Raw genomic sequence first — 14,915 nt, 5'->3', positions numbered from 1 at the left:
GGAACCGCCGGCCCGGAATCAATGGTGGGCCCTGGGCAGTGCGGTGTTCGGGCGACCTAGCTTTCCTTTGACCACGCGGAAGAGAGAGCCGTGCCCGACGCGACGACCCCGCCCTTGATCCTCCTCATCGACGACGAGCCGGAGCTGGAAGTGATGGCCCGGTACCTCGAATTCGAAGGCTACTCCGTGCTGACTGCGACCAATGGTGAGGAGGGATTACTGGCGCTGGCGTCCTGCCGCAAGCCCTGCATCGTCCTGCTGGATTTGATGATGCCGGTGATGGACGGACACGGCTTCCTCCGCCGGATGCATGACGACGCGACGCTGTGTGGGCTGCCCGTCTTCGTGCTCACCGCCAGCTTCCAGACGGAGCACATGGCCGGCGTCGTCGGGACCTTGCAGAAACCCCTGCACATGGAGCTGTTCAAGGAGGCGGTGGCGCCCTACTGGGCGCCCACGAGAAAATAGAAGGCGCGGCTCAGGCCGCGATGCGGGCCACGCACTCCGGGCTGTCGTTGGCGGGGGAATTCACCCCGCGCGCCACTTCGTAGACGTCCAGCAGCGCTTCCGTCGCGGGGACGAGCAGCGGCAGCAGGACGGAAGCCTCCTGAGGCTCCGGACGCAGCCACACGGCCTGACCTTCCGGCGACAGGATGACGGGCATCCGGTCGTGGATGGGCGCCATCAGCGCGTTGGGGCTCGTGGTGATGATGGTGCAGGTGCGCAGCACCTCGCCCGTGTCCGGCGCCGTCCACTCCTCCCACAGGCCCGCCAGCGCCAACGGCTTCCCGTCGCGGTGGTGGAAGAAGTACGGCGTCTTGGGCTTCGTGGATTGCTTCCACTCGTACCAGCCGTCCACCACCACCAGGCACCGCCTGCGCTTCAACGCCGAGCGGAAGCTGGGCTTCTCCGCCACCGTCTCACCGCGCGCGTTGATGAGCTTGTTGCCGATGGACGCGTCCTTCGCCCAGGACGGGATGAGCCCCCAGCGGAACACGTCCAGCAGCCGGGCGCCGTCGTTGGGCACCACGGGCAACAGCTGCGTGGGACAGAGGTTGAAACGCTCGCGCTCCAGCGTCGCGCGCGCGCCCGCGAGCTCCAGCTCGGCGACGAGCTGCGCGGGGGAGGTCCGGACGGTGACTCGGCCACACATGGGGATGAAGCGTAGCGCCCGGCGGCCGGCGCCGCACGTTCCGGACGCCCGAGGGCCTACGTGGGCAGCTGGATGCCAGACAGGCGCTGGTACAGCTCCACCGCGCGGCTGTCCGACAGGCCGGTGATGTAGTCCGTCACGCACAAGAGCCGCTGGTACGGCGTGAGCCGCTGGATGGCCTCGTCCCTGCGGAGCGGCTTCTGCGCCGCTTCATCCGCCGCCGCGAACTCCGGGCGCTGGAAGCACTCCATGGGCAGCAGCTGCCGCAGCTTCTTCTCCTCCGCGTTGGGGGACTCCGCCACCACCGACAGGGCGAACATGTCCAGCAGGCCGCCCAGCGTCTTGAAGCCCGCGCTCTCAATCTGGAGCACGCGCTCGCTCCAGTAGCCATGCTCGCGGGTGAAGTCGGTGATCTCCTCCAGCTGCGCGCGCACGTCGGGCTTGAGCGCGGTGAGCGACGTCTCCGTCCGCCCCGCCTCCAGGTCGTGCGCGTGCTCCACGAAGGCCTCCACGCACTTGGGGATGAGCTTCCCGATGGCCCGGGCCCGCGCCTGCGCCATCCGCGTCTCCAGGTGCCGGGGCGGCTTGCGGACCGAGGGCTCCGGCAGCACCGACTCCAAGAGCTGGCACGCGCGCTCCATGGACACGAGCCCCAGCTTCGCGGAGTCCTCCAGGTCGATGACCGCGTAGCAGATGTCGTCCGCCGCCTCGACGAGGAAGGCCAGCGGGTGGCGGCTGAACACGCCGGGCTCGCGCTCGCGCAGGCCCGTGGCGCGGTACGCCTCCAGCGCCAGGTCGACGTCGTCCTGGAAGTAACCGAACTTCTTCTCCGACACGACGCCCTTCGTCTTCTGCCGCGAGCCGGGCAGCACCGACGGACGCGGGTACTTGCTCATGGCCCCCAGCGTCGCGGCGGTGTAGCGAAGCCCGCCCCGGCGCTCGCGCGACTGGAGCCGGTTGAGGATGCGGAAACCCTGAGCGTTGCCCTCGAAGTCGCACAGGTCGCGCCACTCGGCCTCCGTCGCGAACGGGCTCTTCGTCCCCTCCCCTGGCCGCGAGAGCCGCTGGCCCACCCAGTGCTGGATGGCCGCCTCTCCGGAGTGGCCGAACGGCGGGTTGCCGATGTCGTGCGCCAGGCACGCCGCCGCCACGATGGTGCCCAGGTGCGATGGGTCCAACTCCACGCCCTGCAGCTTCAACCGCAGCCCGGCCTGATGGCCCAGCGAGCGGCCCACGCAGGACGCCTCGATGCTGTGCGTGAGGCGCGTGCGCGTGTAGTCGCTCGTCGACAGCGGGAACACCTGCGTCTTGTCGTGCAGGCAGCGGAACTCGCTGGAGAAGACGATGCGGTCGTAGTCCCGCGAGTAGTCGTTGCGCTCGTCGAGCTGCCGGTGCGCATCCTCCGCCTGCGAAGAGCGAGGTCCCGACCCGACGCGGATGTCCGACAGGAGCCGCCGCCAGCGCTCCGTCCGTTCCTGATTGTCACTGCTGCTCACGAGGAAGAGACCTCCCGGTGCGAGGAGAGCCCCGCCATCGTGCTCCCCCGCACCGGGGGCGCAAGTTCCCGCGCCATCCAGAGCGCGACGCCCTGGGGGACCGGGCCCCAACTCCCGGTCCCCCGCGCGCCCTACTGGAACACCCGCCAGCGGGACGGCTTGGGGGGTTCCGTGGGCAGCGCGACAGGCACCTCCCAGGTGATGTGGTACTCGGTGTCCAGCAGGCCCAGCTTGCGCCCATGCACCCGCGGGTTCCGAGCCCCCACCATGGTGAGCACCTCGCGCAGCACCCCCTCGTGATACGCCGGCGGCATGAAGTCGCGCCGCATGACGAACAGCGCGTCCCCCTCTCCCTTCCAGTCGACGGTGCGCGCCCCGTAGCTCACCGCCATCTGGTAGCCGGACGGCAGGTTCGTGACGAGCTTGCGCGGGTCGCCCGCGGCGAGGAGCAGGAACGTGCGCCCCACCGCGGACTCCAGGAAGCTTCGCGTGGCCTGCATCCCCATCTGCCGCAGCGCTTCGTCGAACCCGCCCCACCGGGGTGACAACTGCCGCGCCGCCACCTGCGCCAGCTTGAGGAAGCTGGCCACCGGGTAGTTGAAGAAGCCCACGAAGCGGCGCTCGTCGGTGACGGCCCGGCAGGCGGCCACCGCCTCCTCACCCACGCCGGTGCGCACCGTCTCCAGCACCCCCAGGAAGAACATCCCCCGGGCGGTGTCCAGCTCCGTCGCCGCCATGCGCCGCACCGCCCAGTCCGCCTCCACCGCACCCGCCTCCGGGTACGGCTTCGCCTGTGCCTGCATGCCTGCCTCCGTTATCGCGTGAGCCCACGCCCCACGTGCGAATCGCCTACGTGCCACTGCTCTCTTCAGGGATGCGCCGCGGCAGCCGGCGCGCACGCCTCAGGGAAGAGACGCTTCAGGGAGGAGGACGGTGAAGCGCGAGCCATGGCCGAAGTCGCTCTCCGCCTGGATGCGCGCGCCATGTCCCTGCACCAGCCGCTTCACGATGGCGAGCCCCAGCCCGGTGCCGCGCAGCTTGGTGGTGAACATGGGCTCGAAGATGCGCTCCAGGAGCGACGCGGGGATGCCCGGCCCGTCGTCCGTCACGCGCAGGCTCCAGCCGCCATCCCCCAATGCATCGGCGTGCACGCAGACCGTCCCGGAGCGCTCCGCCGGAATGGACTCCACCGCGTTCTGGATGAGGTTGACCAGCACCTGGCGGAACTGTTCGCGGTCCAGGCACGGCACCGGCAGCCCATCCGGGACCTGGATGTGCACGCGCACGCCCTCGCGGCGCGGCACCACGCTGATGGCCTCTTCCACCAATGGCTTGAGCGGACAGGGCGTGCGGCGCGGAGGCCGGCCCTTCGCGTAGTCCAGCAGGTCGGAGATGATGACCGAGCACGCCTGCAGCTCCCGGTCGATGATGTCCAGGAAGCGCGCGATGCGCGGATCCGTGGGGGAGGTCTCCACCCTGCGCAGCCGGCGCTGGACGAACGCATGCGCGGTGCGCGCGGCCGCCAGCGGGTTGCGCAGCTCGTGGCTGACGCTGGCGGTGAGCTGCCCCAGCGACGCCAGCCGCTCCATCTGCTCCACGTGGCCGCGGACGGCGTGCACCTCGCGCACGGCGGCGTCCAGCTGCCCCACGCGCAGCGCCAGCTCCTCCTCGAGGGTGACCTCCGCCAGGGCCTGACGCCCGGCCCGCTCTCCCAGCTCGCGCAGCGCGTCCCGGCAGGCGACAACCAGCACCACGTCGATGGCGGCCACCCAGAACGCATGCTCCAGGAAGCGCCACCCCTCCGGGTGCGGCTGTCCGTAGACGGACTCCGGCCACAGCGCGCCCCGCATGCAGTGGTCCACGACGATGGCCAGGCTGGCGGTGAGCAGCACCTTCGGGTCGCGGTAGAATGACAACACCGCCAGCGAGCCGAAGATGTGGAAGTGCGTCTCGATGCGGCCCCCCGTCAGGTGGATGAGCAGCGCGGACCAGAGCATCTGACTGATGGCCACCACGTGGCGCGTCGCCGTCTCCCCCGCGTGCAGCCGCGTGAGCATCACCGGGAACACGCTCAGCGCCGCGCCCAGCAGCACCGCCGTCTGCACGTGCAGGTGCAGCGCGCGCACCTTGCCCTCCCACCCATAGGGAGACACGAACACCGCCACCAGCACCGCCGCCGCCCACTGCCCCAACATCAGCCAGGTGAACAGGCCATCCACCCGCTTGCGCGACTCGCGCAACTGCAACGCCAGCAGCGCCGCGGCCCGGTCCTCCAGGCCTGGAGAGACATTCACCGGAACATGAATGGAAAAGGCTGACATGGACGAAGTCATCTCTTCACCTGACCGGGCTGATGGCGAAAACGGATAATCATGTAAAACATGAACTACACGGGACTCTCCAGGCCAGCCATGCTGCCTGGGGGCACGTGAAGTGCCGGTGCCTGAACACTGTCGGCTCCAATACCGACGGAGAGGGACAGCGCCGGGGTGGCGCCAGCCCGTGCATTCGCAGCCAACAATGACAAGCGGGGCATTCCCGCGTCCACCGGACACGCCGAAATCAGGACCGGAGTACAAGGCCCGCGCTCACGTCTGACCAATGGTGCCCGCCCCCAGGTCCCAAGGGGGCACAGGGGGCATCCGCGTACACGCCCCGCGGGCGGTGTCAGGAGATGGCGGCGTGGGCGCGCGAGGGTGTTTCGAGCGTGGCGTCCGTGTCGCCCCGGGGCAGCTCCCGGGCGGCGGGGATGAAGGTCATGGCGCGCTCGGCGAGCGCGGCGATGGTGAGTGAGGGATTCACGCCTGGGTTGGCGGAGATGGCCGCGCCATCCACCACGTACAGCCCTTCATAGCCATACAAGCGGTGGCGTGCGTCGATGGCGCCTGTCGTTGGCGAGTCCCCCATGCACGCGCCGCCCAGGATGTGCGCGGTGGTCGGGATGCCCATGAGCGTTTCGCTGACCATGGTCATGGGGTAGCCATCCAGCTTGTCGGACACGCGCTTCGCCAGGTCGAAGGCCTCCGGCATGTTCGCGGTGGGCGCGGGGCCTTCCTGCAGGCCGGTGGTGAGGCCGGAGCGGAAGCCGGTGGTGAGCGCACGGCCGCGGCGCATGCGCAGGTGGCCCTCCATGGTGCGCATGTACAAGAGGATCATCGTGCGGCGCGCGAAGTCCGGGACGAAGAAGGCCTGGAGGAAGCGCACGGGCCGGCGCGCGAGCAGCCCGACCAGCCGGGCCACGCGAGACCACGCGGTGGCGCCGGGGACGTGGGGGGCCATGAGCAGGCGGAAGAAGCCGGAGCCCGCGGGGTAGCGCACGGGCTCCAGGTGCGAGTGCTCGTCGGTGTGGAGGATGGACCCGATGGCGATGCCCCGGGACAGGTCGCGGTCCTTCTGCTTCTTGCCGCTGATGACGCCGATGAGCGCCTCGGAGTTGGTGCGCACGCCGTCGCCCACGCGCTCGGAGAGTTGGGGCAGGCCGTCTGGCGCGGCCTTGAGCTTGAGCAACAGGTCCATGGTGCCCAGCACGCCGCCCGCGAAGATGACGTGCTTCGCGGTGAAGCGGCGCGTCTTCTTGAAGAAGCCGGTGCCCTGCTTCGCCGTCACCTCGTAACCATCGCCATCGGGCAGGGGGCGCACCCACGTCACCTCCGTGTCCGCGTGGAGGGTGAGGCCCTTCTTCTCCGCGAAGTAGAGGTAGTTCTTGTCGAGCGTGTTCTTGGCGTTGTTGCGGCAGCCCAGCATGCAGCCGCCGCACGCGTTGCAGCCGGTGCGGTCCGGGCCCTCGCCGCCGAAGTACGGGTCCTTCACGGTGACGCCGGGCTCGCCGAAGTAGACGGCCACGGTGGTGGACTGGAAGTCGGGGCGGCTCAGGTCCTCTCCCACTTCACGCAGGACCTGGTCGGGGAAGGTGTTGAGCGGATTGACGGTGGCGCCCAGCATGCGGCGCGCGGTCACGTAGTGCGGCGCGAGTTCCTCCTTCCACGGCGCCAGGTGGCCCCAGGAGGCGGCGTCGAAGAAGTCGTCCCGCGGGATGGGCAGCGTGTTGGCGTAGACGAGCGAGCCGCCGCCCACGCCGACGCCGGACAGCACGGTGACGTGGCGGAAGAAGGTCATCTTGAAGAGGCCGCGCCACCCGAGCCGCGGCATCCACAGCCAGCGCTTCAGGTTCCAGTTGGACTTGGGGAAGTCCTGGCCCTGGAGGCGCCGGCCCTTCTCCAGCATCACCACGCGATAGCCCTTCTCGACGAGCCGCAACGCGCTGACGCTGCCGCCAAACCCCGAGCCGATGATGAGCCAGTCGCAGTCCATGACGTCCTCTCCGTCTCCCGGAGCGTGTGGGCTTCCCGCCTCCAGGAGGTCCGCACTCTATGCCACGAGCGCGAGCCGGCCTGGCGGGACCTGTCGCACGCCTCCGGAATGAACGGAGGGCCCCGGGACGTGGGCTAGCGCTTCGTGGCCTGCTTCCTCGCCCGGCGTGCGGCGGGCGTGTTGGCGACGAACTGGCGGCCCGCCCGGGAGCCGGTGCGCTTGCGTCGCTCGGTGGCCTTCTTCTGGGCCGGGCTCAGGTGGGCCCAGGCCTCCTTGGGCAGGTAGCGCGCGGTGGTGCGGCCGTGGCGGGCGCGGGTGCCGCCGTCCTGGGTGCCCCACTTCTCCTTCGTCCAGGACGACAGGTGGCGCTGCGAGGTGCCGCGAGCCCCCCGGTAGCCGCCGCCGGCCTTCTTGTATTCAGCGGCGAGGAGCTGGGCCTTGCGCGCGCTCCATTGGCCGGCGCGGCCGCCCTTGTCGCTCTTCATGATGCGTTTCTTGAGGCGCTCGCGCAGCGCGGGGTTCGTATACCGGCCGCTGGCGCTGGCGGACGCATGGCTCTTGCGCGCGGCGCGTTTCGCGGGCGTGGCGGCGGCGTGCTTGCGCCGGGGGGCGGCGTGGGTCTTCCGACGGCTGGCCATGAAGGCTCCTTTGCTTGTGACAAAGGTACGGATGCCGCGCGGGGAATGGCCTTTTCGCCCCGCTGCCTGCTCGCCACCAGAGTCAGGCGGGTGTGGCGCCGGGTTCGGTGGGACGGAAGAGAGAGCACGCGCGCACGGGCTGGGGCGCGTACTTCTGGGGCAGGAGCGGACACATGATGAAGGTGGAGGTCCGGGTCTGGACGTAGCGGGGCGGCGCGGCGCAGCGGTGGCAGAGGCTGTCCGGGAACGGCAGCGGATCAGGTGGCGGCGTCATGGCAGTGCACAGCATCGCACGAGCCCGGGAGGAAAGGCGGGTGCGGGCCGCGCGCGCTCCCTAGATTGCGAGGCATGCACGTCACTGACGCCCACGTCGAACCCCACCGGCTGCGCCTGTCCGGCCGGCATGCCGTCCTGGAGGTGTCGTGTCCGCTGCCCGGAGTGCTGCGGTTGAGGCACGCGCCGGTGTCGTCGGAGATCGGCTTCCTCCATCCCGAACTGCCCGGCAAGCGGTCCTGGTCCGTCATCGCCGAAGGGGGCCACCCCCTGAAGGTCGAGCGCGACGGCGAGCGCACGCGGGTGACGGCGGAGGGCGTGTCCCTGGAGGTGGATACGGAGTCGGGGACGTGGCGCTTCCAGGACGCGAAGGGGCGGGAGCTGGCGCGTTGCGTGGATGTGTCCGGGGAGGTGCAGGCCGCGTATCCGATGAGCCGGCACCGCGCGCGGCTGAAGCTGCGGGCGCCGGAGGGGGAGCGCTACCTGGGGTTCGGCGAGAAGGTGGGGCCGCTGGACAAGCGCGGCATGCACTTCACGTTCTGGAACACGGACGTGGTGCCGCACCACCCGGACACGGATCCGCTCTACCAGTCCATCCCGTTCTTCGTGGGCCTGCGCGACGGCGTGGCGTGGGGGTTCTTCCTGGACGAGTCCTGGCGCTCGGAGGTGGACGTGGCGCTGGCGGACGCGTCGCGGGTGGCGTGGGAGTCGTGGGGGCCGGAGCTGGACTGCTACCTCTTCGCGGGACCCATGCCCGCGGACGTGGTGCGAAGGTACGCGGCGCTGACGGGGCGGCCTCCCCTGCCCCCGCTGTGGAGCCTGGGCGCGCAGCAGAGCCGCTGGGGCTACGAGAACGCGCAAGACATCCGGGGCGTCATCCAGGGCTACCGGCAGCGGAACCTGCCGCTGGACTGCGTGTATCTCGATATCGATTACATGGATGGGTACAAGGTCTGGACCTGGGACAGCGCGCGATATCCGGACCCGGCCGGCCTGGTGCGCGAGGCGGCGGCGCAGGGCGTGCGGCTGGTGCCCATCATCGACCCGGCCTTGAAGCTGGAGCCGGGCTGGAACGTGTACGAGGACGCGAAGGCGCGCGACTACCTGGTGCGCTACGACCGGGGCGGAGTGCTGGTGGGCGAGGTGTGGCCCAAGCCCGCGGTGTTCCCGGACCTGACGCGGCCGGAGGTGCAGCGCTGGTGGGGAGGCTTGCATCGCGGCTTCGTGGCGATGGGCGTGGCGGGGTTCTGGAACGACATGAACGAGCCGTCGTGTTTCGGGGTGCAGCCGGACGTGGGCATCCTCACGCTGACGAGCGAGCGCGCGGAAGGCATTGGCCAGGTGGAGGGCAAGACGCTGCCGTACGACGCGCGTCACGGGGAGAAGCGGCACCTGGAGGTGCACAACGTCTACGCGCTGGGCATGGCGAAGGGCGCGTTCGAGGGCTTGCGCGAGCTGCGTCCAGAGGCCCGGCCGTTCCTGCTGACGCGGGCGGGCTTCGCTGGCATCCAGCGCTACTCGGCGGTGTGGACGGGGGACAACTCCAGCCACTGGACGCAGCTGGAGACGTCGCTGCCCATGTTGATGGGATTGGGCCTGGCGGCGGTGGCGCTCACGGGGGTGGACATCCCGGGCTTCATCGGCCGGGCGAACGGCGAGCTGCTGGTGCGCTGGATGCAGACGGGCACGTTCTACCCGCTGATGCGCAACCACGCGGGCAAGGGAACGTCGCCGCAGGAGCCGTGGCGGTTCGGAGAGCCCTACCTGACGCTGGCGCGAGCGGCGCTGGAGCGGCGGTACCGGCTCCTGCCCACGCTGTACACGCTGATGCACGAAGCGTCGGAGACGGGGATCGCGCCGCTGAGGCCGCTGTTGATGGAGGCGCCCGGGGACGCGGAGGCTGCGGGCGCGTTCGATCAGTTCCTGTTCGGAAGGGACCTGCTGGTGGCGCCGGTGGTGCGGCCCGGGCAGACGAAGCGACTGGCGTACCTGCCAGCGGGTGCATGGTTGGAGTGGCCAGGACTGGAGTGGACAGGGGAGGTGCGCGAGGGAGGGCAGCACGTCATCGCGAACGGGCCACTGGACACGGTGCCGGTGTGGCTGCGCGCGGGAGGCGCGGTGGCGCTGACACGGCCCGCGATGCACACCACGGACGCGAACTGGAAGCACCTGGAGTGGCACGTGCACGCGGCGCCGGAGATCCACGGCCGGCTCTACGAGGACGCGGGAGACGGCTACGGTGCGTCACGGCTCACGGCGCTGCGCGGCGGTGTGACGGATGGAATGCTGCGATTGGAGCGGAGCGAGGCGGGAACGCTCGCGCGGGCACGGACGGAGGAGACGATCCGGGTGTATGGATTGACGTCCGTGCGAAAGGTGACGGGAGCGCAGGCACACCGTTTCGAGGACGGCGTGCTGGAGCTCCAGGTCGCCGCGGATTGGACGCGACTGGACGTGGCTCCGTAAATCAGAGGACGGGGAGCTCCTTGAACACGACGCCTTCGAATCCGAAGCGATTCACGGCGTCCACGAAGCGCTCCGTGGCGATGATGATGGTCGTGTAGTCGCTGAGGCGGAACAGGTCCAGGTCGCCGGTCAGAGTGCGCCCATCGAGAATGGGGGCGTCGGGATAACTGCCTCCTTGCCGCCCGCACCGTTCGCAGGGGCGTTCCCGCCCGCCCGGGAAGCAGCTGTCGTGCAGTCGGCCTCGGCAATGGATCTCGACCTCCCGCAGCTCCACCTCGACCTTGCTCCGAAAGCGCAGGTCCATCTTGCTCGCGCGAAGGGCGATGCCTGCCTCACGCAGCAGGTCCACGATCTCGCTCCGCATCACCAGGGTCCAAGGGTCATACAGATCGAGCGCACTCCACTTGCCGGAGGCCTTGCCGATGAGAGGCCCGAACTCGGCCCCTGGCAGCAATGGCGCCTCGAAGGGCACCTGAAGCCGGACGAGATCACGCAGTCGCTCGTACTCCTCGAGCGGAACCTGCCGTGCTTCCGCGAGCTCTCCCCTATGGGCCCAGCCCGAGAGATCCACGGAGGGATATGCCTCTCCCAGTCCACCAGGGCTGGACCCACACACAGGACACAACCCTCCCGGCAATCCCCATCGGTGCGCGCCATCGATGAATCCGGTGAAGCGCGCCCCTTTCGCAGCATTCACTTCAAAGAACCTCACGGATCCTCCGGCGACTAGCGAAGCTAATAGTAGGAAACAATGGGTCCCATGATGTTGAAGTCAACGATCATCCGAGCCAGTTGGTCCTGGATCTCCTTCGGAGTCGCATTCGTGTTCTTACGAGCGAAGTCACGCCACGTCTGATTCCAGGGACCACCCCGCCCTCCCGGCCCATGGATTCGTACGTGCTCCGCACGGGGAATGACCATCGTGAAGTCATGCACGTTGATTCTTCCCCTCCGCCAGAAGAACTCCGCGAGGCGTTCCTCTTGAGGGTAGAGATGATGCTTGACCCATCCCGAGCCGGAAGGCCTCCTGCCATCCGGTGGCGGAGGAGGCGCGGGATGGTTGTACCAACGGATGACGAAGATGGCTTCGCGGTCCCCTGGAAGCGGCTGGGCACTGCCCCAATTGCGCCGGGGACCTGAACCAGGTGCCGCTGACGACACGGGAGGCCGGATGCCTCCCCGTGCCAGCAACACACCGGTGTCTTCACAGTGATACAGCCCGCAGAGGTCGTCAGCACAGACCAGCGCCACACACCGGTCGTGCCCCTCGCAGGCGTCATCCTCCGCCGCGCCCCAGTCCTCCAGCGCCGGCAAGGGCGCGGACGCGCAACCTGTCAGCAACACGCACAAACCCACCGCGAAGAGCCTCGTCATCATGCGGCTCACCACAGCGGCGCCATGTTCTCCACGTACTTGAAGCCCGTGCCCGTGTTGAACACGACCACCGTCTCCTCCGGCTTCACGTCCCCGGCGGCCTGAAGCTTCTTGAGCGCCGCCACGCACGCGCCACCCTCCGGCGCCATGAACAGCCCTTCCGCCGCGGCGGCGTCCTTCGTGCCCTGGACGATCTCCTCCTCCGTCACCGACACCGCCGTGCCGTGGCTGTCCTTCACCGCGCGCAGGATGAGAAAGTCCCCCAGCGCCTTGGGCACCCGCAGGCCGTGCGCGTGCGTCGTCGCGCCCTGCCACATGGGCGCGTCCGGCTTGCCTTCCGCGTGCGCCTTCACGATGGGCGCGCAACCTTCCGCCTGCACCGCCACCATCCGGGGCCGCTTCGAATCAATCAGCCCCATCGCCTCCATCTCCTCGAAGGCCTTCCACATCCCGATGAGCCCCGTGCCTCCACCCGTCGGATAGAGGATGACGTCCGGCAGCGTCCACCCGAGCTGCTCCGCCAGCTCGTAGCCCATCGTCTTCTTGCCCTCGACCCGGTAGGGCTCCTTCAGCGTGGCGCACTCGTACCAGCCATGCTCCTTCGCCAGCCCCGCGCACACCCGGCCCGCGTCGGAGATGAGTCCGTCCACCGTCTCCACGTGCGCGCCGTAGGCCCGCGTCTCCATCAGGAACAGCGACGCGATGTCCTTCGGCACGAAGACGTGCGCCTCCAGCCCGCCGCGCGCCGCGTACGCAGCCAGCGCGCTGCCCGCGTTCCCCGCGGAGGGCAGACACACCGCCTTCGCGCCCAGCGCCTTCGCCATGGACACCGCGGCGGACAGGCCCCGCGCCTTGAAGGAGCCCGTCGGGTTGCCGCTCTCGTCCTTCACCAGGACGTGCTTCAACCCCAGCCGTGAGCCCAACCGGGGCGTGGGGAGCAGCGGCGTGAAGCCCTCCCCCAACGTCAGGCGCTGCGCCGGGTCATCCACCGGCAGCACCTCGTGGTAGCGCCACATGGAGCGCTCACGTCCGGGCAGCGCTTCCTTGCGCAACGTCTTCGCCGCGCGCTCCAGGTCGTAGCGCGCGAACAGCGGCGCCTGACACGCCGTGCACAGGTTCCACACCTTGCCCGGCGCGAACGTCTGGTCGCACTTCGTGCATTCAAGTCGGAGGACGGACATGCCTCCGACTCTACTCAGTCCTTCAACTCCAGCCACACCGGCGCGTGGTCCGACGGCTGCTGCCCCTTGCGCTCCTCGCGGTCCACGTCACACGCCGTGAGCCGGGGCACCAGCGGCGCCGTGAGGAACAGGTGGTCGATTCGCACGCCCTTGTTCTTGGGGAACATCAGCATCCGGTAGTCCCACCAGGAGAACTTCTGCACGTCCGGGTAGAGCTTGCGGAACGCGTCCGTCAGGCCAAAGGCACACACCTGCTGGAGCGCGTCCCGCTCGCGCAACGTGAAGAGCGTCTGCCCTTCCCACTGCGCCACGTCGTACACGTCGATGGGGTCCGGCGCGATGTTCCAGTCCCCGCCCATCACCACCAGGTCGTCCGGCTTGTGGCGCGTGTCCAGGTAGTTCCGCAGCCGCCGGTACCACTCCAGCTTGTAGACGTACGCGGGCGAGTCCACCTGCTGCCCGTTGGGCGCGTACGCGCTCACCACGCGGATGCCGTTCACCGTCGCGCTGATGAAGCGCGCGTGCGTGTCATCCACCCCGTCCGACAGGCCCCGGATGACGTCCGTGGGCTCCGTCTTCGCCAGGATGGCCACGCCGTTGTACGTCTTCTGCCCGTGCACCGCGGCGAAGTAGCCCGCCTCCTTCACCACGTCGAAGGGGAAGTCCGCGTCGGTGCACTTGAGCTCCTGCAGGCACAGCACGTCTGGTTGGGCGCTCTTCAGCCAGTTGACCAACCGCTGCTGCCGAGCCCTCACCGAGTTCACGTTCCAGGTCGCGATTCGCATGCGGCGCGGACCGTCGCACGCGGCCCACGCCCCTGCCACGCTTTTCCCCTCGCGCCTGTGGCCCCAGGGACACACCCGCCGGCCTCCCGAGGGGAACTCCGTTGGCACACCGGTCGCAATAGGGGATTGCCATGAACCCGAAGACGCGCACCCGGCCCCGTCGCACCGCCTCCTCCCGGCGCTTCACCGTGCCGCCCGCGCTTCGCAAGGCCCTCATCCCCGCCGCGCTCGCCGCCCTGGGGCTCGCCGCCTGGGAGGACGTCCCCCTGCCCCGCCTGCTCAAGCCCTGGCTCTCCCACGCCATGGAGGCCCGCGCTGGACAGGCCCCTGTCGCGGCTCCCACCCTTCCCCTGGAGGCCCCGGGCCACGAGCTCTCGATGGCCGCCCCGCGCCTCGTGGACGAGGCCGCCCCCGTGGAGCCCTCCACCGACGCCGCCGTCCCCGGTGACGCCCTGGCGCTGCCGCACACGCACGCCCGCCGGGTGGACCACGTAGCCCGCGCCCTGGGCCTGCGCGACCTGGGGGACCTGTCCGGCGCCGTGACGGAGCTGCGCCGCGCGCTGCACGACGACCCGGGCGCCACGGACGCCCTGGCGCAGCTGGCGCGCACGGCCCGGGTGGCCGGGGACACGACGCTCGCCATCGACGCGTACGCCCGGCTGGGTCAGGCGGAGCCTCATGACGCGGGGGCGCTGGTGCGGCAGGCGCGGCTGCTGGTGTCGGAGGGCCGTTTCCCGGACGCCGTCCGCGTGGGCGAAGAGGCGCTCCTGCGCGACCCGGAGGACGCGGAGGTGTACCAGGTGCTCGGCCGCGCGCACCTGGGCGCCCATGAGCTCACCTCCGCCATCCTGCGCTTCCAGCAGGCGGTGCACCTGGATCCCGAGCACGGCCACGCGCTCAACAACCTGGGCTTCGCCTACCTGCGCGCCAACGACAACGCTCGCGCAGTGGAGGTCCTCACCCAGGCCGCCAGCCTCCTGCCGCACGTGGCCTACGTGCAGAACAACCTGGGCGTCGCCTGCGAGCGCCTGGGCCGGCTGGAGGAGGCCCGCGCCGCCTACGCCGCCGCCACCCGGCTGTCGCCCCGCTACGTGCAGGCCCGCGTCAACGCGGAGCGGGTGGGCCGCGTGGCCCGGGCCGACCTGGCGGGTCCAGCTCTGCCGGAGCCGCTCCCGCCCGTCGCGCCGTAGGGCGGGCGACCAGGAAACAGCGCCGTTCCCGGGGGGATGGCCCAGGCG

The 14,915-nt window shown here is 69.9% G+C and carries 14 protein-coding genes; 3 read left to right on the top strand and 11 right to left on the bottom strand.

Going from position 1 to position 14,915, the window contains the following annotated elements; genetic code table 11:
* The first annotated feature begins 90 nt into the window (after positions 1-90).
* Positions 91-468, top strand: coding sequence for a two-component system response regulator (locus D7Y11_RS27895; RefSeq protein ID WP_233607414.1), 378 nt, complete (start codon positions 91-93; stop codon positions 466-468).
* A 10-nt stretch (positions 469-478) separates the two neighbouring features.
* Here the strand turns inward: D7Y11_RS27895 and D7Y11_RS27890 are convergent, their stop codons facing one another.
* The 7 genes from D7Y11_RS27890 to D7Y11_RS27860 all read right to left on the bottom strand — a co-directional run bounded on the left by D7Y11_RS27890 (position 479) and on the right by D7Y11_RS27860 (position 7,872).
* On the bottom strand, positions 479-1,153 hold the full coding sequence (locus tag D7Y11_RS27890) for an SOS response-associated peptidase (RefSeq protein WP_126935220.1): 675 nt from the start codon (positions 1,151-1,153) through the stop codon (positions 479-481).
* 56 nt (positions 1,154-1,209) lie between these two features.
* A complete protein-coding gene (dgt, locus tag D7Y11_RS27885; RefSeq protein WP_126935219.1) occupies positions 1,210-2,649 on the bottom strand; it encodes a dGTP triphosphohydrolase in 1,440 nt (479 codons plus the stop codon).
* Between the two features lie 131 nt (positions 2,650-2,780).
* On the bottom strand, positions 2,781-3,452 hold the full coding sequence (locus D7Y11_RS27880) for a DUF2378 family protein (RefSeq protein ID WP_126935218.1): 672 nt from the start codon (positions 3,450-3,452) through the stop codon (positions 2,781-2,783).
* Positions 3,453-3,551: 99 nt separating this feature from the next.
* Positions 3,552-4,970, bottom strand: a complete 1,419-nt coding sequence (locus D7Y11_RS27875; protein ID WP_233607413.1) for a sensor histidine kinase — start codon at positions 4,968-4,970, stop codon at positions 3,552-3,554.
* A 346-nt stretch (positions 4,971-5,316) separates the two neighbouring features.
* Positions 5,317-6,960, bottom strand: a complete 1,644-nt coding sequence (locus D7Y11_RS27870; protein WP_126935217.1) for a GMC family oxidoreductase — start codon at positions 6,958-6,960, stop codon at positions 5,317-5,319.
* Between the two features lie 134 nt (positions 6,961-7,094).
* Positions 7,095-7,598: a hypothetical protein gene (locus D7Y11_RS27865; RefSeq protein ID WP_126935216.1), complete on the bottom strand. Its 504-nt coding sequence runs from the start codon at positions 7,596-7,598 to the stop codon at positions 7,095-7,097.
* Between the two features lie 82 nt (positions 7,599-7,680).
* Entirely contained in the window at positions 7,681-7,872 is a 192-nt protein-coding gene (locus D7Y11_RS27860; protein WP_121751894.1) for a hypothetical protein, read from the bottom strand.
* Between the two features lie 74 nt (positions 7,873-7,946).
* Here D7Y11_RS27860 and D7Y11_RS27855 point away from each other — a divergent pair, with 74 nt between their 5' ends.
* Positions 7,947-10,337: a glycoside hydrolase family 31 protein gene (locus D7Y11_RS27855; RefSeq protein WP_126935215.1), complete on the top strand. Its 2,391-nt coding sequence runs from the start codon at positions 7,947-7,949 to the stop codon at positions 10,335-10,337.
* Position 10,338: 1 nt separating this feature from the next.
* Here the strand turns inward: D7Y11_RS27855 and D7Y11_RS27850 are convergent, their stop codons facing one another.
* From D7Y11_RS27850 to xth, 4 genes are read right to left on the bottom strand one after another with little or no spacing between them, the layout of a single operon-like run.
* Complete coding sequence (locus D7Y11_RS27850; RefSeq protein ID WP_233597217.1) at positions 10,339-11,034, bottom strand: double-CXXCG motif protein; 696 nt, start codon at positions 11,032-11,034, stop codon at positions 10,339-10,341.
* Positions 11,035-11,072: 38 nt separating this feature from the next.
* Entirely contained in the window at positions 11,073-11,711 is a 639-nt protein-coding gene (locus D7Y11_RS45370) for a TIGR02269 family lipoprotein (RefSeq protein WP_368773800.1), read from the bottom strand.
* 8 nt (positions 11,712-11,719) lie between these two features.
* The gene (locus D7Y11_RS27840; protein WP_120581592.1) at positions 11,720-12,892 is read right to left on the bottom strand and encodes a threonine synthase; all 1,173 of its coding nucleotides are present in this window, start codon (positions 12,890-12,892) and stop codon (positions 11,720-11,722) included.
* Positions 12,893-12,906: 14 nt separating this feature from the next.
* Positions 12,907-13,677 carry an exodeoxyribonuclease III gene (xth, locus tag D7Y11_RS27835; protein ID WP_120581591.1) on the bottom strand — a complete coding sequence of 257 codons (771 nt, stop codon included), beginning with the start codon at positions 13,675-13,677 and terminating at the stop codon, positions 12,907-12,909.
* Between the two features lie 131 nt (positions 13,678-13,808).
* Here xth and D7Y11_RS45240 point away from each other — a divergent pair, with 131 nt between their 5' ends.
* Positions 13,809-14,867 carry a lipopolysaccharide assembly protein LapB gene (locus D7Y11_RS45240; RefSeq protein WP_120581590.1) on the top strand — a complete coding sequence of 353 codons (1,059 nt, stop codon included), beginning with the start codon at positions 13,809-13,811 and terminating at the stop codon, positions 14,865-14,867.
* Positions 14,868-14,915 lie beyond the last annotated feature (48 nt).

The sequence above is a fragment of the Corallococcus sp. AB018 genome, assembly GCF_003986945.1.
Taxonomy (GTDB): domain Bacteria; phylum Myxococcota; class Myxococcia; order Myxococcales; family Myxococcaceae; genus Corallococcus; species Corallococcus exiguus.
The sequence above is the reverse complement of the archived record's forward strand: the minus strand, read 5'-3'. Positions and strand labels throughout refer to the sequence as shown.

What these genes read in the sequence shown, in the direction of transcription:
- D7Y11_RS27875 (WP_233607413.1), bottom strand. Translation starts at nt 4,970, where the DNA reads ATGTCAGCCTTTTCCATTCATGTTCCGGTGAATGTCTCTCCAGGCCTG.
- D7Y11_RS27840 (WP_120581592.1), bottom strand. Translation starts at nt 12,892, where the DNA reads ATGTCCGTCCTCCGACTTGAATGCACGAAGTGCGACCAGACGTTCGCG.
- D7Y11_RS27870 (WP_126935217.1), bottom strand. Translation starts at nt 6,960, where the DNA reads ATGGACTGCGACTGGCTCATCATCGGCTCGGGGTTTGGCGGCAGCGTC.
- D7Y11_RS27860 (WP_121751894.1), bottom strand. Translation starts at nt 7,872, where the DNA reads ATGACGCCGCCACCTGATCCGCTGCCGTTCCCGGACAGCCTCTGCCAC.
- D7Y11_RS27890 (WP_126935220.1), bottom strand. Translation starts at nt 1,153, where the DNA reads ATGTGTGGCCGAGTCACCGTCCGGACCTCCCCCGCGCAGCTCGTCGCC.
- D7Y11_RS45370 (WP_368773800.1), bottom strand. Translation starts at nt 11,711, where the DNA reads ATGACGAGGCTCTTCGCGGTGGGTTTGTGCGTGTTGCTGACAGGTTGC.
- D7Y11_RS27865 (WP_126935216.1), bottom strand. Translation starts at nt 7,598, where the DNA reads ATGGCCAGCCGTCGGAAGACCCACGCCGCCCCCCGGCGCAAGCACGCC.
- D7Y11_RS27880 (WP_126935218.1), bottom strand. Translation starts at nt 3,452, where the DNA reads ATGCAGGCACAGGCGAAGCCGTACCCGGAGGCGGGTGCGGTGGAGGCG.
- xth (WP_120581591.1), bottom strand. Translation starts at nt 13,677, where the DNA reads ATGCGAATCGCGACCTGGAACGTGAACTCGGTGAGGGCTCGGCAGCAG.
- D7Y11_RS45240 (WP_120581590.1), top strand. Translation starts at nt 13,809, where the DNA reads ATGAACCCGAAGACGCGCACCCGGCCCCGTCGCACCGCCTCCTCCCGG.
- D7Y11_RS27855 (WP_126935215.1), top strand. Translation starts at nt 7,947, where the DNA reads ATGCACGTCACTGACGCCCACGTCGAACCCCACCGGCTGCGCCTGTCC.